Annotated in this window: 23 protein-coding genes and 2 pseudogenes; 3 read left to right on the forward strand and 22 right to left on the reverse strand. The window is 36.2% G+C overall.

Translation table 11 applies throughout. The features are described from left to right. Window positions 1-133: 133 nt before the first annotated feature. On the reverse strand, window positions 134-295 hold the full coding sequence (locus HMPREF0389_RS04605) for a helix-turn-helix domain-containing protein (RefSeq protein WP_049770202.1): 162 nt from the start codon (window positions 293-295) through the stop codon (window positions 134-136). 311 nt (window positions 296-606) lie between these two features. Here HMPREF0389_RS04605 and HMPREF0389_RS09365 point away from each other — a divergent pair, with 311 nt between their 5' ends. Beyond that, window positions 607-1,080, forward strand: a complete 474-nt coding sequence (locus HMPREF0389_RS09365; protein WP_169308504.1) for an IS3 family transposase — start codon at window positions 607-609, stop codon at window positions 1,078-1,080. Between the two features lie 199 nt (window positions 1,081-1,279). Here the strand turns inward: HMPREF0389_RS09365 and rlmD are convergent, their stop codons facing one another. The 14 genes from rlmD to HMPREF0389_RS04680 form a co-directional block, all read right to left on the reverse strand. After that, on the reverse strand, window positions 1,280-2,923 hold the full coding sequence (gene rlmD / locus HMPREF0389_RS04610; protein WP_014262528.1) for a 23S rRNA (uracil(1939)-C(5))-methyltransferase RlmD: 1,644 nt from the start codon (window positions 2,921-2,923) through the stop codon (window positions 1,280-1,282). Between the two features lie 242 nt (window positions 2,924-3,165). Continuing rightward, window positions 3,166-3,714: a DUF6648 family protein gene (locus HMPREF0389_RS04615; RefSeq protein ID WP_014262529.1), complete on the reverse strand. Its 549-nt coding sequence runs from the start codon at window positions 3,712-3,714 to the stop codon at window positions 3,166-3,168. Window positions 3,715-3,859: 145 nt separating this feature from the next. After that, window positions 3,860-4,129 carry a TlpA family protein disulfide reductase gene (locus HMPREF0389_RS04620; RefSeq protein ID WP_014262530.1) on the reverse strand — a complete coding sequence of 90 codons (270 nt, stop codon included), beginning with the start codon at window positions 4,127-4,129 and terminating at the stop codon, window positions 3,860-3,862. 363 nt (window positions 4,130-4,492) lie between these two features. After that, complete coding sequence (locus HMPREF0389_RS04630; RefSeq protein ID WP_014262531.1) at window positions 4,493-6,133, reverse strand: phosphoenolpyruvate carboxykinase (ATP); 1,641 nt, start codon at window positions 6,131-6,133, stop codon at window positions 4,493-4,495. A 651-nt stretch (window positions 6,134-6,784) separates the two neighbouring features. After that, window positions 6,785-7,594, reverse strand: a complete 810-nt coding sequence (locus tag HMPREF0389_RS04635; protein WP_014262532.1) for a YARHG domain-containing protein — start codon at window positions 7,592-7,594, stop codon at window positions 6,785-6,787. A gap of 669 nt (window positions 7,595-8,263) precedes the next feature. After that, complete coding sequence (locus HMPREF0389_RS08890; RefSeq protein WP_014262534.1) at window positions 8,264-8,686, reverse strand: hypothetical protein; 423 nt, start codon at window positions 8,684-8,686, stop codon at window positions 8,264-8,266. A 224-nt stretch (window positions 8,687-8,910) separates the two neighbouring features. Continuing rightward, the gene (smpB, locus tag HMPREF0389_RS04645) at window positions 8,911-9,369 is read right to left on the reverse strand and encodes an SsrA-binding protein SmpB (RefSeq protein ID WP_014262535.1); all 459 of its coding nucleotides are present in this window, start codon (window positions 9,367-9,369) and stop codon (window positions 8,911-8,913) included. 1 nt (window position 9,370) lies between these two features. Next, window positions 9,371-10,573 (reverse strand): FprA family A-type flavoprotein, encoded by a 1,203-nt coding sequence (locus HMPREF0389_RS04650; RefSeq protein ID WP_014262536.1) that lies wholly within the window; start codon window positions 10,571-10,573, stop codon window positions 9,371-9,373. A gap of 151 nt (window positions 10,574-10,724) precedes the next feature. Next, window positions 10,725-12,851, reverse strand: coding sequence for a ribonuclease R (rnr, locus tag HMPREF0389_RS04655; protein WP_014262537.1), 2,127 nt, complete (start codon window positions 12,849-12,851; stop codon window positions 10,725-10,727). Window positions 12,852-13,266: 415 nt separating this feature from the next. Further along, complete coding sequence (locus HMPREF0389_RS04660; RefSeq protein WP_014262538.1) at window positions 13,267-13,986, reverse strand: MBL fold metallo-hydrolase; 720 nt, start codon at window positions 13,984-13,986, stop codon at window positions 13,267-13,269. Window positions 13,987-14,065: 79 nt separating this feature from the next. Further along, window positions 14,066-14,638 carry a hypothetical protein gene (locus HMPREF0389_RS04665; RefSeq protein WP_014262539.1) on the reverse strand — a complete coding sequence of 191 codons (573 nt, stop codon included), beginning with the start codon at window positions 14,636-14,638 and terminating at the stop codon, window positions 14,066-14,068. Between the two features lie 39 nt (window positions 14,639-14,677). Then, window positions 14,678-15,649, reverse strand: coding sequence for a flotillin-like protein FloA (gene floA / locus HMPREF0389_RS04670; RefSeq protein WP_014262540.1), 972 nt, complete (start codon window positions 15,647-15,649; stop codon window positions 14,678-14,680). Window positions 15,650-15,663: 14 nt separating this feature from the next. Further along, window positions 15,664-16,191 (reverse strand): NfeD family protein, encoded by a 528-nt coding sequence (locus tag HMPREF0389_RS04675; protein ID WP_041250805.1) that lies wholly within the window; start codon window positions 16,189-16,191, stop codon window positions 15,664-15,666. Between the two features lie 106 nt (window positions 16,192-16,297). Continuing rightward, window positions 16,298-16,609, reverse strand: coding sequence for a rhodanese-like domain-containing protein (locus HMPREF0389_RS04680; protein ID WP_014262542.1), 312 nt, complete (start codon window positions 16,607-16,609; stop codon window positions 16,298-16,300). Window positions 16,610-17,123: 514 nt separating this feature from the next. Between HMPREF0389_RS04680 and hemW the strand changes: the two genes are divergently transcribed. Then, window positions 17,124-18,263: a radical SAM family heme chaperone HemW gene (hemW, locus tag HMPREF0389_RS04685; RefSeq protein WP_014262543.1), complete on the forward strand. Its 1,140-nt coding sequence runs from the start codon at window positions 17,124-17,126 to the stop codon at window positions 18,261-18,263. A gap of 159 nt (window positions 18,264-18,422) precedes the next feature. Beyond that, the gene (locus HMPREF0389_RS04690) at window positions 18,423-18,563 is read left to right on the forward strand and encodes a zinc ribbon-containing protein (protein WP_041250806.1); all 141 of its coding nucleotides are present in this window, start codon (window positions 18,423-18,425) and stop codon (window positions 18,561-18,563) included. A 422-nt stretch (window positions 18,564-18,985) separates the two neighbouring features. Here the strand turns inward: HMPREF0389_RS04690 and HMPREF0389_RS04700 are convergent, their stop codons facing one another. The 7 genes and pseudogenes from HMPREF0389_RS04700 to HMPREF0389_RS04720 all read right to left on the reverse strand — a co-directional run bounded on the left by HMPREF0389_RS04700 (window position 18,986) and on the right by HMPREF0389_RS04720 (window position 23,443). After that, complete coding sequence (locus tag HMPREF0389_RS04700; protein WP_014262545.1) at window positions 18,986-19,777, reverse strand: DUF6273 domain-containing protein; 792 nt, start codon at window positions 19,775-19,777, stop codon at window positions 18,986-18,988. 41 nt (window positions 19,778-19,818) lie between these two features. Beyond that, on the reverse strand, window positions 19,819-20,067 hold the full coding sequence (locus tag HMPREF0389_RS04705) for an S-layer homology domain-containing protein (RefSeq protein WP_041250809.1): 249 nt from the start codon (window positions 20,065-20,067) through the stop codon (window positions 19,819-19,821). After that, a pseudogene (locus tag HMPREF0389_RS09230) lies at window positions 20,065-20,151 on the reverse strand (S-layer homology domain-containing protein); the annotation flags it as partial. The pseudogene HMPREF0389_RS09230 and the gene HMPREF0389_RS04705, both read right to left, overlap by 3 nt. A 30-nt stretch (window positions 20,152-20,181) precedes the next feature. Beyond that, window positions 20,182-20,964 (reverse strand): DUF6273 domain-containing protein, encoded by a 783-nt coding sequence (locus HMPREF0389_RS04710; protein WP_014262547.1) that lies wholly within the window; start codon window positions 20,962-20,964, stop codon window positions 20,182-20,184. A 15-nt stretch (window positions 20,965-20,979) separates the two neighbouring features. Beyond that, window positions 20,980-21,105 (reverse strand): annotated as a pseudogene (locus HMPREF0389_RS09370) (hypothetical protein); the annotation flags it as partial. 10 nt (window positions 21,106-21,115) lie between these two features. Then, a complete protein-coding gene (locus HMPREF0389_RS04715) occupies window positions 21,116-21,898 on the reverse strand; it encodes a DUF6273 domain-containing protein (RefSeq protein ID WP_014262548.1) in 783 nt (260 codons plus the stop codon). A gap of 15 nt (window positions 21,899-21,913) precedes the next feature. Next, window positions 21,914-23,443: an S-layer homology domain-containing protein gene (locus HMPREF0389_RS04720; RefSeq protein ID WP_014262549.1), complete on the reverse strand. Its 1,530-nt coding sequence runs from the start codon at window positions 23,441-23,443 to the stop codon at window positions 21,914-21,916. Window positions 23,444-23,721: the final 278 nt, after the last annotated feature.

Here is a 23,721-nt window from a genome sequence, read left to right on the forward strand (position 1 = left end):
CTGATATCTGTAATACAGAAAAACTTCTGCAATCTAAACTTATAATACAAAATAAGGTGTCCATTTATCAGGACTCACTTGTAATAATTAGTTTTTCTCCATTTTCAAGAATATAGGACTGTTCAAATACAACTCATAATACATCTGCAATTTGCATAAGTTCTTCTGTACTCACTGTCTCTCGCTTTAACTTTTTGTTGAAATTCTGCGGTGTCTGACAAATTCTACGAGCCAATTCTGCAACACTAATACCTTTTTCTTTACAAAGATTTCTAATTAAATTTGAAGTGCTCATAATTCCACCTTCTCTATTCAAACTCATACTCTTAGAACATAGTAACGTTAGAATATATTATAAACCAAAAGGTTGATGTTTTCAATGTTCACTATTCAAAATTTACAGTTCCCTCATAGAAATAAAAAAAACAGCAGAGCATTAAAACCCTGCTGCAAAATTCGGTTATTCTCTTGTAATGTCTATGTCAATTCCAGCCTTAAAGAACACCTGAAGTCTATTATCAAAGACGCGTATCTCTTTGATATACTTCCTTACAATCTTCTCGTCGTATTCGCTTAGCTCCGTATCTCCTTCATTGATGAAATCCTGTGCACTATACTTATATCAAGGTCAACGGCTCTTTCCATTACCTTTGTGTTGTGATGGATTTATTTTCAAGGAAAATCATTGGCTGGAGTATTTCTAATCGTCATGATGTAGACTTGACTATGAAAGCTTTTGAAAATGCTTATTTCGATAGAGGTGAACCTGAATATGTACTCTTTCATTCAGATCGTGGTTCTAAATACACTGCACTTACATTTAGACAAATGTTAGAAAGATGTAATGTTGTTCAGTCCTTCTCCCAGAAAGGCTATCCATATGACAATGCATGCATGGAAAGCTTCTTCCACCATATGAAGCGAGAATGTATTAACCGTAAATCTTTCCGCAACCAGGATGAACTACGCTTATGCTGCTTTGAATACATAAATCGATACAACTCGAAACGCCCTCACTCTTCACTTGGAGATTACACTCCGGATGAAATAGAACAGTTTTACATGGAAAGGCAGGAGTAATTCTGTCTTTCCATAAAAATATATTTAAAAAGTGTGTCCATTTACTTGACTATGTTGCAACTAAGAATGATAATATTCCTAAAGTCATTCCACTAACGCTGATTATGAATTTTAGAAAAGAAATTAGTATTGATAGAAGTAATATTATTGGAAATAAGATTATTTTTAATATCCATCTCATAAATACCCTCCATTTCTATTAAATCACCTTAAAATGCCTTAACGCATCCATGATAGCTTCCTCTTTTTCCTGTGTGCATTGTGGAATAACCTGTTTCTCTTTTTTTGATTTATTATAATGCTCCCTCAGTACAATTCCACATTTCTTTTTAATCTGTGCAATATAGAGTGTCGAAACCTTTAAATCAAACTTTTCCAATATATATTTCTTGATTTGTGCATAAGTCGCTTTACTTTCAGCACTTGTCAAATCAAGCTCATCAAGCTTAATTTCAACATCTATATGTTTATCGACATCAAGTTTGGACAATAACGCTACCGTCTCACAATGATTTGTATTCGGGAATTGATCTACACCTACTTTATCCATCACCTGATATCCTTTTTCTTTGAACAGATGTAACTCTTCTGCAAATATCTTCGGATTGCATGAAACATAGATAATATTTTCCGCCTCAAAGTTCAAAACGTCTCCGATTGCTTTGGGATGCATCCCACTGCGCGGAGGATCTAATATAATCAAATATGGTTTTTCCTCTCGTTTTCCAACTTCTTTAGCAACATCTCCTGCGATAAATTCAACATTTTCGACACCGTTCATCTTCGCGTTTTCTTTTGCCATTTCCACTGCTTCTTCAATCAATTCGATTGCAATGACTTTTTTCGCGATGGTCGAAACCAAAATCCCGATTGTTCCTGTCCCGCTGTATAAATCAAAAATAGTTTCTTCTTGTCGATGTTCCAAAACTTTTTTGACCATTTCTCTAACTTTAGAATAAAGAATCTCCGCACCCTTGGTATTGGTTTGAAAGAAGGAAAAAGAAGATATTTTAAAATTCATTCCAAGCACTTTGTCTTCAAATAACTCCGTTCCATACAAACAGTTTATTTTTTCCGGAATAACCGCATCGGAAAAAGAGTCGTTCTCTGTGTGCAAAATCCCCGTGATACGCCCGTCCAAACTCAAGTCCAACAATAAAGAGCAGTACTCTTTCAAATCAAAGTCAAGCTGTGTCGTCGTAACCAAATTCACCAAAATATCGCCTGTGTTTTTCCCTTTTCTAAGCACTAAATGGCGAAGGTATCCCTCTCTTCTCATAATATGATAAAACGGCAAATTGTGTTTTCTAAAATAAGATACTGTTGCTTTCAGAATTTGTCGATAATCTTCATCCACAATTCGGCAATCTTCTACAAACACAATACTGTTGCTCCGGTTTGTCATATGCATTCCCAATGTCAACTGACCATCTTTTTGTTCATTCCCAAAAGTAAATTCCATTTTATTCTTATATTCTCGACTGTCCGGACTTCCGATTACTTCTATTTCCTGAAATTCTTCATGTCCTTTTTTGACAAACCAATCGGACAACGCATGTTGTTTCAGTTCCAGTTGCTTTTCGTACGAAATCGGCAACAGGGAACAACCGCCACAGACATCAAAATGTGCACAGACGGATTCTGTTTCCAAGGGAGAATGTTCCAAAATCTCTACAATTTTTCCTTCTCCTCGATTTTGTCGTAATTTTTTGATATACATCGCTACGGTTTGTCCTGGTATCCCATGTTTTACAGAAAATTTCACATCCTTTTTGATAGCCCTGCTCGTCCCGTCTAAACAAAATTCATTGACAGTAATTTCTATGATTTCTTTTTTCTTCATACCGTTCTCAATCCCAACCTTATTCCTTTTCTATGTTGATTGACTCTATCACAACATATCCTTTTTACAAAACATATCCCCTACACATCTGTTACTGTATTCCTTCTTTGTTCAGAACTTCTGATAAACATAGTTTTTTCATCAATTCAACTCTTAAAACACTCTTAACAAAAGTTTTTACTACAGTCATCAATGCTATTCTCTTAGAATTCATTTATGCTTTTTTTCTCCAAATCTGAGCCTTAATAATATGAATTGACATATTGATCAATCAATGATTCTTGACTTTTTGTTTCAAAAATTCCCATCTCACACAGCTTGTTTTTCAAAACCGGATTCACGGAATGAAAAATAGCTGTGATATCATCGTATTCCAAAAAAACTTCAAACAGTTTTTCTTTCAAATAACTTGACTTGACACGAATCGGATAGGCTCTTATTCCTATCCCGTCCACCAATTTCATCACATAAAAAATATTATCGTCTTTTTTTCGATAGGAGTAGTTAACTTTATCAAAATATTCTTTTGCTTTTTCAGGATGCTTATTTTTCTCTTCAAGTTCCTTTGCGAGCATCTTAAAATATTTCCCGGTCATATTGTAATACTGATAATTGTAGATAGCTTTCCACAAATTATCCACCTTCTTAAATGGAAGTTTTCCTAACTGTTTCAAAAACGCATAATTTTGTTCAATATATTCTTTTTTGCTGATGTCTCCCTGATAAAACTGTAAATTCAAACTGTTTTTATTCTCAAAAAACAATTCAAAAAAATTCTCAATATATGCCATACAATCCCTTCCAAGTTCATTTTTTATACTCCTATCTTATCATTATTAAAGCAAATTATAAAATGAATTTCAATTTTTTCGCACAAAAAAAACAACTCCGCCGAATGCATCACTCATTCAAACTTCGTTGTTTTTGAACGTTCTGTTATTCTGCCAACGCTTTTTCAAAGACTTGTTGCACAATTTCTTTTGTCGGAACTCCCTCATGCACTTTTTCTCCCTCTACATAGTAGGTAGGTACATAGTAATAATTGAAATTATGTTGTTTCAACAATTCTTCCTGTTTTTCCTCATCTATGATTTCCACATTTACCTTTTGGAACTCAGGATGTTCTTGTTTCAGCTCTTCCATCCAATTCTTCGCTCTTTTACAGTGTGGACACCAATCTGTAACCATCATATACACATTTTTCATCTTTGCTCCCCCTCACGGTTTTTTCTTATCTAAAACATATTACAAGCCTAATCATGTCATATGTATACCCTTATTTTCATGATTTAATAGTATTTTTACGATTTTCTTTTTTCACAAAGTGCAAATTGTGTGTGAAAGGAAATCAGAAGTACATCGTCCTATTTTTCCATTTACAAACAATATTCCTTACTCTCATCTGTTCTTTGGTACAAAAAAACACCATGCTGATTTCAAAAAAACTAACCTCATAAATATCTGTTTGCATAATAAATAGTACGATAATTTGAACAAATAATGACATCCCTCTTTTCACAAAAAACACTTCTGTCCTCTCTCAAAAACAAAAGTGTCCTTTATAAATAATTATCTCACTTGATTTTTTAATTGATTCAATTCTATCTCTACTTCTTCCGGCAATTCGTCCGCTGTTCCTTTTTGCTCTGTGACAAACTGAAGTCGGTTGTTCAATGCATTCTCCCAAGCTGCCTGATAATTCTCTTCTTCCATATTCGGCAAAAATCCGTCTATTTTCGCGTATTGAATATGGCTTAATTTCCCAAGACTCTCAAGAGATATGCTTCCATCAACAATCTGTTCTAATAGATGTAGCGTTGTCTCTTTTGGAATTTTTTTACCCATAAAATGTCCGGTGTTCAAAATATAGCAATCTGTCGTTCCGTCTTCGAAGAGTGCTTTGAACTTATGATAATCCTGTCCTAAAGAGTAGGTTCTAAACGGATTTGCATACGGAATAATGACCAATTTCTCCATTTCTTCCGCACTGTCCAATCGTTCGGCAGTCGTTCTCTTGGTTGCCAATGTCGCCCCGAAGATAGATGCAACCACAGAGTTGTCAATCTTCAACAGTGGTGGAATCGCACTGTCTCTCATCAACCAAACAATTGCATTTACCGGTTCTTTCATGTGGTTCACTCTGTTCTTTGTCCAAAATTTAGATTTGATTGCACGACCGTTTCCGTTTCGGATGTCCTCTGTTACCAACACAACACGACCTTCTTCATCCAATGTGGCACCGCAATTTTGGACTGATATCAAATATTGATTCGCCTGATCTTCCATCGGATAATCCTGTGTTTTGTCAAAATACGAAGGTTCTAATGCAATGGTAGACTTGTCTTTATCAGAAATAACAAATGCATCATCGTGCAAAATGCGAATCTCATACTTATCTTGATGTGTATTGTGGGTCAAGGTAGATTTTCCTGAACCGGATAATCCGAAGAATGCAATCGTATATTCCTTGTCCTTTAATTGATATTGTTTCAAACCTCCATGACAAGAAACATAACCGTTTCTGTTTGCAATTTCCCATGCCAAAGTCAAAGTTCCTTTTTTATGCTCACCGAAATAACGCATTCCGCACAATAACAAGGAATTATGATTCGAATCAAACAAAGACAGTCCTTTTTCATGCCCTTGAGGAATATAGTTCGGTAAGGACAGTACATAGATATCCGTTTCGTCTAATACTTGAGACGATTGATACATCGCCTGATACTCTTCTGTTTTTGTCTGAAAATTCAGCAACCAATTATACAGCGTGTTTTCATATCCTTCTTCTACAATGAGATGTGCATTCACCATAAATCCCTCATGCAATCCTATGTACGCCTGTGCATAATACAGTTTTTTCCCTTGTGCATAAAAAGCTGCTTCTCTTGCAATCCCTGTATATTTCTTTTCATCGACATCCTTGTGACCTATCACAACTCTACCTTTTGCATATCTTCCCGTCACTACACCATCATTGTACAGCAAAATTTTTGCATCAGACGGAAGTCCTATCTCTTCTGCACGGAACACCGGCAAGTCTGTCACTATCGTTCCGGAAGACTTTTTCGCAAGTTCGTATGCTTCTGCCAAAGAATTTATCCTAACAACATTATTTCCATAAAAAACAGTCTCTATGGTTGTTCTAAGAGCAGAGAACTTCGAATTCTCTTTTTTGATATTTTTTCTTTCAAATTTTTGAATGGTTGCCATGATGCTTTCTCCTTATCTCATTCATTTTATATCTTTATTATATCAAATTCATCAATATAATAAACCTTTATTTTTGAACAGTAAGTATTAATATGTCTTATTCGATTTTATTATGAACTTTATTGAAAGATATCATTCATTTTTATAATTGGAGACGTCAACTCAAATTTTTTGAAATTATCAAAAATGAATCTTATCCTCTTACAATATTCAAATTATCTAAATCTATGAGAAAATCATAGTTTGTTTCGTTGTACTTCTACACAAGAAACAAACTCTTTGCTGTTTCATTTTTCCAACGATTTAAGGTGTTTCTCGTCTTTCACTTCCATTTCAAGAACAAATAACCTTCCTTACTCTGAATATTGTTGTTTTCATAATATGAACGAAACAGCTTGCTCTTTTTCATTCTATATCGAACCTATAAACTTGTTATCACTATATTTTTCTGCGTTTTTTCGAAAAAGAATGTTCCTATTCTCTATAATTCATATTACACGATTTTATTTTTTTAAAAATTTTTTTGAAATCGTATTTGCATCAAAAAAAAAGATGCCTATTGATCAAAATAAGCATTCTTTTCCCGTTTTACCAAATAATAAATTCCTTCCGGTTTGATACCGGTTGATGTGATATTGATTTTTTATACTGTTAATTAAATCGCTTTTCCACCTTCAGCAACATTTCCAAATTAGCTTTTTCATAGTCATTGAACAAATGCTCTTTCACATAGCTGTCTGTCAATCCGGGTTGTGGGTAATACCAAGATTTTCTTTCGAAATACTCCTGATTTTTCGGCTTCTTGAACACAAATCCATGTCTTGCATACATTTCGTTAACCGCTAAGCGAATCAGGTCTTTTCCACCGTAATCTGCAAGTGCCTCTACTTCTTCCAATTCCAAATATCTCATACCGGAATCGGGTAACACATATTCTGCTGTTGACAGATCCTGACTATAAGTTTGTGTTGATTTACTCGACAACACAGCACCATATTTTTTGATTGCACACTCTTCTAAGAACTCAAAAAATTGGTCTATTGCAAGTTCATTCTGTGGAACATCATTGAAGGTCAAGCTATGGAATTCATAACTTGCTGAACCGTCAGAAGACATTCCAAGCCACACATATTTCAAAACTGCCACAACGGAAACACCGTCATAAACCATATTTCCGGTAATCTTTACATAGGTTCTTCCATCTTCTTTAGATTGATAGGATTCATAAGTCGGAGAGCCGATACCCGCGTCTATCAACTGACCTAATGTATAGTCCGAACCATAAAATCTAACCTCTTTAATATCTTCCTTTGTCTGATCTTGGATATCAGATGTATCCACACTTTTTTCTTCTGTATTTGCTATCTTGTTTTTAATCTGATTAACATCGCAAGCACACAACAATAACATCGTTGTCAAACACAGACAAAGCCCGCTAAAAAACTTCTGATTTTTTTTCAAAGTATACACTCCCTTTTACAACTTTTTTTCATAAGCAAAATTTTGATGACTCTGTTCTTTCGAAGTTTCTCTTATTCTTACACTATCTGCATTGCATAACAAAACAGCAGAAATTTTTGTACTAAAAAACTTCTGTATCCATCAAAATATGATATGTGATTCTATGTAACAAAATTTCTGTAACAAAAAAATTTTGTGCCGATTATGACATTTCTATCATACCACAACCGGCACAAATTTTCATTTAATTTTTTAATTAACAGATATCCATTTCAATAAAAAGCAGCCGTCATGTAACACCATATTTTCAATGATAGCATAGATGCAAAAAGTCTTTGAAACAGTTTACGATGCCTGATACCAAACACCATTTCAAAGGATAGAAACACCCTGTGATGATAAAAGAATGAGAATCCAATATCATCGTATCAAAAAACAGTTTTTTATTATAAAACTCATTGTTATTCCATAAAAAATAAAGTGTTTCAGACACTTAAAAAAGTTATGGGCAGACTCTGTAAAAGTGTAAATAAACTGATTAGTGAAACAATCAAAAGTGCAACTATCGGTTCAAGAGTTTAATTGGGTTTTCGTATTATAATATCTTTCATCAGCGATTCGTATCCGATAAAAAAGACTTCGTGAGCAATCCCTCAACGAAGTCTTTGTTTACTCAGCAACAAAAGAGAATACCTTATCCTCTGTCGGAACTGTAACGGTCGCAACAACGCTGCCGTCAACATATCTTCTGATGCCATATACTCCTATTGTCTTGTTTTGTGAATCATCAAAACTGATATCCAATTTGTAACATTCAGGAGGACCGGAAGCCTTTTCAGCAAGATAAGTTCCTGTCTGTACTTTTGAATTCGTCTCATCCGTCAATGTAAAAGTATTTTCTTCAAAAACAAGTGTCACCTGTTGCATCTCGTCCTTATTTGTATCTGCAATATCTGTTCCATCTAAATATGAGATATTCTCCAACTTCCACTGATAAGAGGATAATTTGGATTGAATAGGAGAAGAATGACAAGCACCAAACAACACTGTCATCAAAACACATAAAATGCATATCGCCAAATATTTTTTCATAAACTGTACTCCTAACGATAATTATTTTCTATAAAAATTATACTATGAAAAATCTAAACCATCCATTCTGTTTTGTAAGAAAAGACACTTTGAGAACATATCCCAAAGTATCTTTTTTTTAATTCTGCGATAAAACTCATGGTTCTATCTTCTGATTGTAATATGATAGATGGGGCATCATGCTATCGTCAATGTTCGTCTTATTGCCCCACAAAATCATTTTCTTAATAATTTTTCATTGCTCGCTCGATACTTCTCTGTGCATCTTTTTTTGCCATATCTTGCCGTTTGTCATGGATATTTTTTCCCCTTGCCAAACCGACTGACAGTTTCACTTTTCCGTTTTTGAGATACATAGACAGTGGCACCAGAGTAAAACCTTTCTGTGCTGTTTCTCCAATGAGTTTCTTAATTTCTCTCTTGTGGAGCAGTAATTTTCGAACACGCACCGGATCAACATTGAAGATATTTCCTTGTTCATACGGGCTGATATGAACCTGTTTCAAAAATGCCTCGCCGTTGTCGATTGAAATAAATCCTTCTGTCAAGTTGACTTTTGATGCACGAACGGACTTCACCTCTGTTCCCTTCAGCTCAATCCCCGCCTCATAAGTTTCCAATATCTCATAATTAAATCGTGCTTTTCTGTTTTTTGCTACAACTTTGACATTTGAATCTTTCATTCTATTCTCCTCTTAGTTTTTCCGCCATTGCTTTTGCAAGTTGTCTTAATTTGTCCAAATCATCTTTTTTAGGAGCACATTTTGCTTCTACTACACAATCTTCTAACAATTCATAACCGGAGTCTTCTCCAAGCGGAACCAAATTTTTAACTCCACCGCCGCTCCAACTGAATGTTCCCGCTACTCCAAGTACATGACCTGACATTTTGTTTCCTCTCATTGTATGAAGAAGGTCTGCCATTGGAGGATACAAACCGTTGTCATAAGAACAGCTTGCCAAGATAATACCTTTTTTCTTCCAAAGTTCTGTTGTAATATAGGATTTATGTGTTTTGGTCACATCGAATACTTGAATGTCTTTAACGCCTTCTTCAGCGAGATATCTCGCTACATTTTCTATCATATATTTTGAATTTCCGTACATAGAACCGTACACCAATACAACTCCGTTTTCTAATTTTTGGCTTGCCAAATCTTGATATCGTTTCAAAATTACTTCAGGATGACTTCTCCACACCAATCCATGTACAGGTAAAATCATTTTGATATCTAATGCACTTAATTTCTGCAATGCTTTTTCGGTTTGTTTTGCATATTTGGAAATAATGTTTACAAAATAACGCTCTGTATCGTCTTTGTATTTTTCGTAATCACATTCATCGTCAAAAATCGCTCCATCCAGTGCACCGAAACTTCCGAATGCATCTTGTGAAAATAGGATTTTGTCATAACTTTCATAACTTACCATAGATTCAGGCCAATGTACCATCGGTGTCATGTGGAATTGAAGACTTCTCTTTCCAAGTTCTATTTTGTCTCCTTCTTTTACTTCTATGAAATTTTCATCGGAGATTTCATAAAACAGTTGCAACATTTCTTTTGTTTTTTTGTTTCCGACTATTTTTACATCAGGATATTTCGCAATTGTCGAACGAATAGAACCTGAATGGTCCGGCTCCATATGATGAACAACTAAATAATCCAATGGTCTTCCATCCAAAGCTATCTCTAATCTATCCAAAAATTCTTCTGTTGACATCGCTTTTACCGTATCCATCAACGCAGTCTTTTCATCAATGATAACATAGGAATTATATGCCACTCCTTTCGGTAACGGCCACATATTTTCAAACAGTGCAGTTTCTCTATCATTTACACCGATATAATAAACTCCGTCCACCACTTTTGTAACTAATGTATTCATTATTGTTCCTCCCCAAATTTATAACTGATTCACCTAAATCTAATCTACAAGAGAATTCTTATTTTTACAAGACTTCTCATATAAATTCTGTTCTTTATACTTCAATATATTCTCAAAATATGACTTCGTTAAGCATTTATTTTTACAAAATTTATGGTTTTGTTATCGCATCTACAAACTGAAATCCGATTTCTCTCAAATCCAGTTTCACACTCTCTACCATAACACGCACTTTCATTCCTACTTTGAATATTTTTTTGGAATGTCTTCCGACCAACTGGAACCGTTCTTCATCATAAATATAGTAGTCATCGACCAAGGTGTTGATTCGAATCAATCCCTCTACGGTATTTTCCAAAGTAACAAAAATTCCAAAGTTGGTAACGGAAGTAATTTTTCCGTCAAATTCCTGTCCGATAAAGCGTTCCATATACTGTGCTTTTCTCAGATTTTCAAAATCTCTCTCTGCTTGCTCTGCATTTCTTTCAGAATCGGAAGAACTTCTCGAAACACTGTCTACTACAGAAAAAAGCTCTTCTATTTTTTTCCCACTCAGATAGTGATGAATATCCATCTTAATGATTCGATGAATCTGTAAATCCGGATACCGACGAATCGGTGCCGTAAAATGGGTATAATATTTTGCCGCCAATCCGAAATGTCCCTCATTGACAGGAGAATACCGCGCTTGTCTCAATGAACGGAGCATCATTTTTGAGATAATATCCTCTTCTTCTCTTCCCTTTACTTCTTTGAGAATCTTTTGTAAATCTTTCGGTTCCACATTCGCCTCTTCATCTAAGGACGCATGAACTCCAAACACTGCAATAAAGTTGTTGAACTCTTTGATTTTATCCTCTGCCGGCTGTTCATGTACACGATAGACAAACGGCAATTTCTTATGAAAGTATTCCTTTGACACTGTCTCGTTTGCAATCAACATAAACTCTTGAATCATATCATTGGCAATTTTTCTTTCTCTGACTTGAACATCAAGTACCTGTTCATCTTCTACAATCACTTTTGACTCCGGAAAATCAAATTCAATCGCACCACGATGTTCTCTTACCTCAAAGAGAATATTTGCCAACTCCTCTGCAAAAATAAGACTTTGCTCCAATTCTGTAAACTGTTTTGTACGATCAATTGTCTCCAATAGATGAGACACATCTTCGTACACAAGACGATACTTCGAACGAATCACACTCTCCACAATCTGATGTTCCATCACAACACCGTTTTTGTCAATTGTCATCAAGCAAGACAAGGTCAATCGATCAACATCGGGATTCAAGGAACAGATTCCGTTTGAGAGTTCCTTCGGCAACATCGGAATCACTTTATCTACCAAATAGACCGACGTTCCTCTCTTAAGCGCCTCTTTATCAAGAGGTGTATGCTCTTTTACATAATGAGTGACATCTGCAATATGGACTCCCAAATGATAGTTACCATGCTCATCCTTCGAAACGGAAATCGCATCGTCAAAATCTCTCGTATCACTGCCGTCAATCGTATAGGTCAACTCTTCTCTCAAATCCAAACGGTTTTTTAACTCGTCCTCTTGCACTTCAGACGGAATTTTTTCAGCCTGTTTCAATGCTTTTTTAGGAAATTCATCCATCAACTGATATTGTTTCAAAATAGAAAGAAAGTCAACATGAAACTCTCCTTTTTTTCCAATGACCTCTGTTACTTTTCCTTCCGGATTTCTCTTTCCGTCATAAAATTTGGTAATCTCACACTCTACCAAGTCTCCAGATACGGCTCCCTTGTTCTTTCCCTTCGGAATAAAAATATCCGTATGGATTCTTTTGTCTTCAGGAATTACAAATCCAAATCTACCCGAATCTTCGTACTCTCCCACAAACACATAACTTCCATGTTCCAAAATCTTAACGATTTCCCCTTCTTGTCTGTCTCGTGTATCATGACTCGGTTTGATTCTCGCAACTACCTTATCTCCGTTCAATGCGCCACGCATATTGGTATTTGCAACAAACAAGTCTGACTCTCTCTCCTCGGATTCCACAAATCCATACCCTCTTGGTGTCACAATCAATTTCCCGATAACCAACCCCATCTTAGAAGGAATTCCATATGTATTTCTCTTCGTTTTATAAATCAAACCTTCCTTCTCCAAGTCAGATACCACATTTCTCAAAATCTTCATATCTTCACGACTGGAACTGAAATGACTCGTCAATTGTTTTTCTGTCATCGGTTTATATTCGCTGTGTTTCATCAACTCAATGATTTCTGTTCTTATATTTTTCATCTTACGACCTCTCCTTCTACTCACTTAACAAAAAACAATTTCCGCACTTTCTTTCGAACCTTCTAAGCAACTTTCTCCCTTTCCACAAACGATTGATTTCAAATACCGCTAAGCCTCAAGAAAAAAATATTTCATACTAAAAACTGACAGAGCATACATAAAGCAGATACTATAATTATGAAAAAATACAGCTTAGAAGTATTATTCATGGAGACTGAATCACTCATATGAGTTTTAACAGGTACTCGTATCACAAAGCAACAGAATGTATCTTCTCTACACATCATATAATAAAGTCGAGGAGAAAAACATATTCTCCTCAACTCACACCTCATCCACTCTGTTTCATAGCATAGCTTTTCCAAAACAAACATAAGACTCTGTATCTTTTTGTTTCATAAATAATCAACTTTATTTAGTCTCCTTCAACAGAAAATGTTTGACCTCTATGTTGAATTGTCATAATCGTTGTCTTAGCGCACTCTCCCATATATTTTTTGAATTGGGAGGTAGTTGGATACGAACTTTGAAAATGCATCGGAAAAAACATCTTCGGTTCAATGGCTTGGATATATTCCTTCCCTCCGTAGCAATATGCATGTTCTAATCTCGGATCTACCGGAAACATTGCAATATCCACAGGTTTTCCTCTCAATTTCTCCAATTCATCAAAAAATCCATTTCTCGCAAATTCTTTTCCTTCCTCTGTATCTCCTTCCCAATGCCACCAATTGAAATCACCTGCATGGTAGATACGGCATCCGTCTGCTGTGAGGTAGAAACTGACCCCTTGGTCGGTAGAAGAAAACACATCGACCTCTAACCCTTCAATAACAATATGCTCATACGGTCTGCAAAAAACAATGTTGTCTTGCGGAGGAATCGTCACATCATCCGAAATCACATATTGTATTCCTTCTCCCAGTTGAAGAACAGAACCGTCAAAGTGATCACAGTGTGCATGGCTTACAAAAGCAATCACTTTCTTTCCGTTATGAATCATCTCTTGAGGTAATCTTCCACATTGCAATTCCTGTTTTTTCTGACAATGATCTGTAATATAATCAAAAATCAAATGATAGTGATCTGTTTCCACCCAGTAACCGCTGTGAAACAGATATGTTACTTTCAACATACTTCTTCCTCCTTATCTCAAAATATTCAATATTCTTTGTATAGGAAATCGTGAGAGCAAAAAATACCCTCACGATTTTTTAATGTCTCAAACTAACAGGTTTATCCAAAATTTCTTTCCAAACAATTGCTCTTTTTAAATCCGATTTTTCCAAACGAACAACAGGCTCGGAAGAATCTTTTTTAATAGATGAAACCCCTATTCCGTTTTTTTGTGTTCCTAAAGAATCTTTCCTTCTTTGGTCAACAGATTCCTGACCGACTTGTTTTTTCTTTTTTTCTTGGAATAAAGGATCTTTCTTTTTGTTTCCTTTTAGGGAAGCATTTTTTTTGCTCTTCGTTTTTGTAGGAGCATCTTTCGCACGTACAAAGTCATAAGATTTTCGATACTCTTCTCTATCATCCATCACTGACAAAGGCTGTTCTCTGTTCTCACTTTTTCCCACAATCGACAAAAATTGCTCTCTGTTATCTTTACTTAACTGATACAACCTCTCCGCTTGCTGATAAAAATCTCCGGATGAGTTAGGCAACTGTTGTGACAAATTGGATATAAAATCACTGTTAATATCAATCTTTTTATTTTCATTCCAACGCTTTTTCAACATCTTAAAGATATTGACAATAATGATAATCGCAATAATACTTTTCAATCTATGTCACCCGCCTTTTTCTCTGCTCTGCCTTCATTCCTATGGCTGTTGTTTTCCTTCTCCACCTGCAATTGTTTCTCTCATTTGGGTATCTGCCATTACATTTTTCATATTATAGTAGTCCATTACACCCAATTTTCCTTCTTCAAATGCTTTTGCAATCGCCAAAGGTACTCTGGATTCTGCTTCCACTACCTTAGATTTCATTTGAACAACTTCCGCTTTCATTTCTTGTTCTTTTGCAATCGCCATTGCTCTTCTTTCTTCCGCCTTCGCTTGAGCAATTTTCTTATCTGCTTCGGCTTGATCGGCTTGCAATTCCGCACCGATATTTCTTCCGATATCTATATCTGCGATATCAATGGACAAAATTTCAAATGCTGTTCCGGAATCCAATCCTTTTTCCAATACGGTTCTTGAAATTTTATCAGGATTTTCCAAAACTTCCTTGTGAGAAGTAGAACTACCAACTGTTGTAACAACACCTTCACCGACTCTGGCAATGATGGTTTCTTCTCCGGCACCTCCAACCAAACGTTCAATGTTTGCTCTTACAGTTACTCTCGCTTTTACTTTTACTTCGATACCGTCTTTCGCAACAGCTGAAATTACAGGTGTTTCAATTACTTTCGGATTAACGGAAACTTGTACCGCTTCCAAAACATCTCTACCCGCCAAGTCAATTGCTACCGCTTGTTCAAACTCAAGATTGATATTTGCTCTCTGTGCCGCAATCAACGCATTAACAACAGAGGTTACATCCCCACCTGCTAAATAGTGTGCTTCCAATTTGTCCGTAGAAAGTCTCAATCCCGCTTTTGTTGCTTGAATCATCGGATTCACAATACGCACAGGTCTTACACGACGAATCTTCATTCCGAACAAGGTCATCATAGATACACGAACACCTGAGAATCTCGCTGTAATCCATAATCCCACCGGAATAAAAATTAAAATAAATCCTACTAAAATCAAAAGAATAATTAAAACAATAAACTTCTCAAATCCCACGCTACTTCCTCCTTCTACAATAACTCTCTTACAATAAGTTGACTTCCTTCCACTCCTATCACAATGACAGGTTTTCCCGCTTCAATAAAAGCTTGTTCCGCTTGTGCATCCAGTATTTCACTTCCGATTTGAATTTTTCCGGATGGTCTCAATATGCTCTTTGTGACTCCCTCTTGATTAAGGTAGCCGCCTCTTTCCGGAGCAGGAGAATATCCTTCTTTTTTGGATAAATCCGTCTGTAAATACAGCGTTCTGTTGCGAATTTCCTTTGGGATAATACGCCATATCAAACAACAGATTCCAATCGCAATGAGCGTTACCATAAAAAGAACGATAAAAAAATCCGACAGACTGTTTGTTCTAAATAGAATTGTAAGGAAGACGATACAACAACCTATCGCTCCCGCAATTCCGCCGGGGATAAACAATTCAATGCAGATCAGCAATAGCCCCAACGAGATAAGTAATATATTTACCGTATCACCAAAAAAACCGATATAATTGGCGGATTCCATAAATTTTAAAAGAACAATACTATTCATGTACACAACCAACCTCCTTTACTATGAAATTTCCCTTCTCCATTATACTATAAAATCAACTGAAAGTAAGGGAAACAATAACAATTATTTTATTTTTTTCCAAATTTTATTTATTTTTTTCTAAAACCCCACTCCAACTGATGACTCCACCGATATTTTTGGCATTGACATAACCGATAGAATTCAAAAAAGATGCCACTACTTCACTTCTTCCGCCACTGTGACAATACAATCCGTAATGCTGTTCTTTATCCGGACACTCTTCTTCGAATCGGTCTTCTACCTCTTCCATCGGAATATTAAGCGCTCCGGGAAGATGACCCTCCTCATATTCCTCTTTGGTTCGAACATCAATCAAAAGACCTTTTTTCTCAGTCAACTCCTGCACCTGATTTTTCATAAATTCTCTTGCAAACATAAACTACCTCCTGCAATTTTAATATATTTACCTTCATAGATACCACTAAAGATCTCTTTTATCTCATTATTCTATAGAATTATATAAATTTTGTATGCGATTCTTTCTAATTTTATTACAATTCTATTACTGTATCGGTATTTTTTGATTTCACTTGATTTTTTTCAAAAAAAACGCTATCTTTATATAATCTGTAATTTATATAAACTAATCGTATATTTATTACAGTACATACCGAAAAACTTCATTCATTTTATTTTTTTGAATTTTTGATGAGAAATTTTATTATGTAATAATCATACCAAATTAATCGAATTTCCACAAAATTGAATTTGAAACAGCTCTCTTTAACTTGGTTCTCATGAAAACAAGCAGCATACAGGAATGTGGTTTTTTAAAACTATAAACAGCAACATAACATTATGACAGAGGCAAATACAGATAATCATATTACTAAGAATATAAAAATGATTTTGAGACCGACAGCTCAACATCGATAAAAGGAATTTTACTTATGAAAAAAGATATTTCTCTCTACATCCATATCCCTTTCTGTAAACAAAAGTGTAGCTATTGCGACTTTGTTTCTTCTGCACAGTCAGAAGATGTTCAAACGCACTACATTTCTTTGTTGTGCAAAGAAATTCTTGGATGGAAAGAGTATCTTTCAGACAGAACTGTCAAAACAATTTTCATCGGCGGAGGTACGCCGAGCATCTTGTCTGTTTCGAATATGCAAACACTCTTCAACACCCTACATTCTCTCCCAATTCCATCTGAAACAGAATTTTCGATGGAATGTAATCCTGAATCTGTTACAGCCGACAAAATTCACTGCATGAAACAAAATGCTGTCAATCGACTCAGCATCGGTTTGCAAAGCACCAATCAAAAAGAGTTGCAACTGCTCGGTCGTTGCCATAGCTATGAACAGTTTTTGCATGCTTATGAACAAATTCAACAATCCGGATTTGACAATATCAATATCGACTTAATGTTTGCACTCCCAAATCAAACTATCCAAGATCATATCAGAACTCTGCAAAAAGTCGTATCTCTCAAGCCGAACCATATTTCGGCATACAGTCTTATCTTAGAAGAAGGAACACAGCTGAAAAAACAGGTAGATCATCACTACTGTGAAATTCCGTCCGAAGAAGAATATATTGAAATGTACCGAAATACCATACATTTTTTGGAGATAAACGGATATGAACAATATGAAATCTCCAATTTCTCCAAACAAAACCACGAATGCAAACACAATATTGTATACTGGGAGCGGGGAGAATATATCGGCTTCGGAGTTTCCGCCTCTTCTTTTGTGGATAAAAAGAGATTCACCAATCCTATGTCATTGCAAGAATACTCAGAGCATACCTTTTATACTCCAAAGGCTGTTTCTTCCATAGAGCAGATTGATTTGGAAGAAGCATTTGAAGAGACAATCTTCCTCGGACTTAGAATGAACAAGGGACTCTCCATTCCATGGTTAAAACAACAATTTCCGTCATTTACGGGAGAGCAGTTCAAAAAAACACTCTCTTCACTACAAAACAGAGGTCTGATTTATCCTACCGAAAATAACATATTACAGTTGACACAAGAGGGAATCGAAATCAGCAACCAAGTCTTTTTGGAAATATTATTATAACAACTGTCAATTTTTTACACTTCATTGGGTAAAAGAATAATAACAAGTTGTGAAAAAGATACTTTCTTTACCAACACAAAAGGATGGTATCTGATTCATCTTTTTGTAGCTTTGTTGCTCACCCAAAAAATATATCTGATGAAAAAAGGGGGATTTTTTATGGTATATGCAGGAGAAAAACCGGGGATTGGAAAATACAAATGTATTCAATGCGGGGAAATTGTGGAATTGACTTCAGCCGATGAGGTGTTGCCGATTTGTCCTCAATGTGAAAAAACCGTATACATTAGAATTTGCTAAAGCATCAAAACTCAATGATATCTGTCGATTAACCTTCATCAAATATCATCAAATCAGTAAAAATTATCTCTTTCTTCCAAAAAAAGCATTCTGATAAGTATCTGAAAAAATAAGGGCTATGTAAATATGTAGTCCAAAACACTTCTGAAAAATGCGTAATACTTACTGAAAGCAAGAGATAGTATGGTGAAACAAGCATAAACAAATCGAATATGTAAATCTTGAAAGCCACCAAACAAAATAGGTGGCTTTCCATTATCTTTCTTCTTCTTACTTTGTCCAAAAGAGTAGTAGATTGTTTTAAAATCCTTGTATATTTGATCTGTTTGTCCGAAAAGGAGTGCAATCATAGACAAATTGCACTCTTATCAAACAAAATAGAAAGGATATCAAGTATTTGTAAAAATTGAGTGATTCTCTTTTTACTCTATCACATATCCTGTCTTCATATCACTTATCTTCTTCTTGTAAACAGGGGTATCTCCTTCAATACAGAAGATTGGGCGAACGGCTAATTCTCCATTAACTTCTACACTACCTACAATACCTTCAATTCCTGATACACTGGTTACCGTATAATCATCCCAAGTATGTGCACTTCGAAGCCAATAATTTGTAGTTTCTCCATTTTTCTTATGACCAATTCTAATATCTCCGTCCGGTGCATCCGCAAAGTATTTCAGCTTAATCCCTTCATGTGCTACCAACTCTAATTCAGGTGCATCCACTTCATAAGCGGACAATAAAAAGATTTTTCTTCTCAGTTTCTCCGTCTCCAATATCGGACCTGCCGCAATACTCTCTTCTGTGGTAATATCGATATCCATCTCTAAGATAAGCTCCTGCATTTTGGGACTTAATGTATGGAAAAAATCGTTGGACAAAAAGCAATCCATTAAGCTGTTCGGATAATAGGCGTTATGAAATCCGTTTCCCTCATAGATATTAAATGCTCGAGGCTGATCCAAGACATAGTATCGCATCAACAATGTCTTTCCGTAGTATTTTTTTGTCAGCACAAAGTAGGGTTCATATTCTCCACCTTCTTTGATGTATACAATATGTTCTCCCTTCTTTTTGGTATCATAGGCAAGTTTTTTTATGGGAATCTCTGTCTTTTTTCCTCTTGAGAACCGAATACACCCTATACAACTCAGTGCAATACATATTGCGATTCCAAGTAACAATATCCTCTGTATCCTCTGTCGTTTCATCTCTTCACCTGCTTTCTACTGAAATATGATATTTAAAAACATTATTGATAAAGCAATCGATACAGAGTACCCGCAATTTCGGCTCTGCTGATTGGTCGGTCTGCATAAATCCTATTGTCAAAACCCGAAATCAATCCTGATTGAACAGTGCCTGCAACTGCTTTTCTTGCCCAATACGGAATACTGTCTTTGTCTTTGAATCGTGACAATAGTTCTTCCTCTTCATCAGAGGTTAACTCGACATTGTTTTGCAGACTCTGTAATACAGTTATCCATTCCGCTCTGGTCATATTTCGGTTTGCTCGGAAAGTTTTATCGGGGTATCCTTCCACAAGATGATGATTCACCGCTGTTTGTACAGCATCCGCAAACCAATCATTCGCTTTGACAACACTTCACCTGCTTTACTCTATCACATATCCTGTCTTCATATCACTTATCTTCTTCTTGTAAACAGGGGTATCTCCTTCAATGCAGAAGATTGGGCGAACGGCTAATTCCGCATGTACCTGTGCTTCTCCTACAATACCTCTATCATCGGCTACACTGGTAACCTCATAATCATACCAAGTATATGCAGTTCTGAGCCAGTAATTCATCGTTTCTCCATTCTTGTAGCAGGCAATTCGAATCTTTCCATCCGGTGCATCCGCAAAGTATTTCAGCTTAATCCCTTCGTTTGCTGTCAAAGTGGATTCCGGACCGTCCACTTCATAGGAGGATAACAAAAAGATTTTTCGTCTCAGCTTCTCTGTCTCCAATATCGGTCCTGCATCTATACTCTCTTCTGTTGTAATATCGATATCCATCTCTAAGATAAGCTCCTGCATTTTCGGACTTAGTGTATGAAAAAAATCATTGGACAAAAAGCAATCCATTAAGCTGTTCGGATAATACGCATTACAAGCTCCATTTTGTTCATAGATATTAAATGCTCGAGGTTGGTCTAAGAGATAATACCTCATTAACAGTGTCTTTCCATAATAGTTTTTTGTCAGCACAAAGTAGGGTTCATATCCGCTGTTCTCTTTGATATATACAATATGTTCTCCCTTTTTTTTGGTATCATAGGCAAGTTTTTTTATGGGAATCTCTGTCTTTTTTCCTCCTGAGAACCGAATACATCCTATACAACTCAGTGCAATACATATTACAATTCCAAGTAACAATATCCTCTGTCGTTTCATCTCTGCACCTGCTTTCTACTCAAAAGAAGGTTGTTGATAAAGCAATCGATACAGAGTACCCGCAATTTCGGCTCTGCTGATTGGTCGGTCTGCATAAATCCTATTGTCAAAACCCGAAATCAATCCTGATTGAACAGTGCCTGCAACTGCTTTACTCTATCACATATCCTGTCTTCATATCACTTATCTTCTTCTTGTAAACAGGGGTATCTCCTTCAATGCAGAAGATTGGGCGAACGGCTAATTCTCCATGCACCTCTGCTGCTCCCACGATACCTCTATCATCATTTACACAGCTAACTTCATAATCATCCCAGGTAAATGCTGTCCTAAGCCAGTAATTCATTGTTTCTCCATTCTTGTAGCAGGCAATTCGAATCTTTCCGTCCGGTGCATCCGCAAAATATTTCAGCTTAATCCCTTCTTGTGTTTCCAAAGTAGATTCCGGACCGTCCACTTCATAGGATGACAATAAAAAGATTTTTCGTCTCAGCTTCTCCGTCTCCAATACCGGTCCTGCTGCAATACTCTCTTCTGTGGTAATATCGATATCCATCTCTAAGATAAGCTCCTGCATTTTGGGACTTAGTGTATGAAAAAAGTCGTTGGACAAAAAGCAATCCATTAAGCTGTTCGGATAATAGGCGTTATGAAATCCGTTTCCCTCATAGATATTAAATGCTCGGGGTTGGTCTAAGAGATAATACCTCATCAACAGCGTCTTTCCGTAGTAGTTTTTTGTTAATACAAAGTAAGGTTCATATTCTCCGTCTTCTTTAATATATACAATATGTTTTCCGATTCTTTTAGTATCGTAGGCAAGCCGTTCGATTGGAATCGGTGTTGTATTCTCTTCTAAAAATACAGCATAGCCTATATAGCTGAATAGAACACATATTGCAATGCCAAGTAACAATATCCTCTGTCGTTTCATCTCTGCACCTGCTTTCTACTCAAAAGAGCGTTGTTGATAAAGCAATCGATACAGAGTCACCGCAATTTCGGCTCTGCTGATTGGTCGGTCTGCATAAATCCTATTGTCAAAACCCGAAATCAATCCTGATTGAACAGTGCCTGCAACTGCTTTTTTTGCCCAGTACGGAATACTGTCTTTGTCTTTAAATCGGGATAATATTTCTTCCGTTTGTGCATCAGTTAATTCAATATTGCTTTGCAGACTCTGTAATACAGTTATCCATTCCGCTCTGGTCATATTTCGGTTTGGTCGGAAAGTTTTATCAGGGTATCCTTCCACAAGATGATGATTCACCGCTGTTTGCACAGCATCCGCAAACCACTCATTCGCTTTGACATCTGAAAAGATTCCACGGTAAGTCGCTTTATCCAAATTTTTTGCTTGAACCAACAGTTGGACAACTTCCGCTCTTGTTACAAAAGAATCCGGGCAGAATGTGTTATCGGCATATCCTCTTACAATATCCTTTTCCCACAAATACTGAATACTGTCTTTTGCCCAATGGTCTTGGATATCAGTGAACGGAGCCTGCATTTGTTCAATATTTTTCGAATCAGTCTGTAATTCCGAAGTTTGTTGTACCTTATCTTGTTTATCCTTTGATTCGCTCGAAGTATCCGGTTTCTGATAGGTATCATCCTTTTGGAATTTAGCAATCAAGGTACGGTTTTTATCGGCTTTGACACGATACTCCAAGTCTTCGGATACTTTCTTTCCATCTTCGTACCAACCATCAAACTGATATCCTTCGAACGGAAAGGCACTTACCAACGCATATCCTCCAAGCACTCGCTCTCCTCGTCCCCAAGCCAATCCTTGCCGTTCCTGTTCTGTTTGAACATCGATATAACACTTATATTGCTTCGCCGCTTCTCCCGACAAATCGTTCGTTGCGAAAATCTCTTTATTCTCGGTTGTGTTCCAAAGTGTGTACTTGGTTGCAGTCGGTTTTCCTTCTCTGTCTTCCAGGTCTTCTTCCGTATAAGCGGGAAGAGTCGCAGTCAACACAGTTCCTTTTTGAATCGGAATATCGAAGTAATTCACAATTCGTGCAATTCCGTCCTCTAAGGATTCTTCCTGTACAGTATAACTTACCGTTCCGTCTCCGGTTGCAATAATCTTCACAGTGCAATCAATCTCCGCACAGATATAAGCAAATTTTTCTCCGTCACTGTTAAAACCGTGAAAGAACATATAGTCATCCACTTCCACCGGTTCATCATTAATAATCTGCCCGACCAAGGTATCTTCTTCATAGATATGGACATCTACCGGACAATTGATTCGAATAATTCTGTTTTTGGAAGGAGAGAATCTCGGATTTGCTCCCGTTTCATAATTATCTTTGACATACACAATGTTTTCCCAAATTTTTTTGATATCATAGGCAAGTTGTTCAATCGAAATCTCTGTCTTTTTTCCTTCTGATAACCGAATACCTCCTATACAACTCAGTGCAATACATATTGCAATTCCAAGTAATATCACCCTCTGTCGTTTCATATCTGCACCTGCTTTCTACTCAAAAGAGCGTTATTGATAAAGTAATCGATACAGAGTAACCGCGATTTCAGCTCTGCCGATTGGTCGATCTGCATAAGTCCTGTTGTCAAAACCCGAAATCAGCCATTCTCTTTGACACCCGAAAAATCCAACAAAAAAATACCGATTCCCTATACAAAATACAATGATTTGATATACGCTCGATATTGATTGATGAAAAATATATGCCTAACAACTTACTTGGTTATGTAAAAAGTTTCAAAATTTCTGTTATGTTT

Source organism: Filifactor alocis ATCC 35896 (genome assembly GCF_000163895.2).
Classification (GTDB): Bacteria; Bacillota; Clostridia; order Peptostreptococcales; family Filifactoraceae; genus Filifactor; species Filifactor alocis.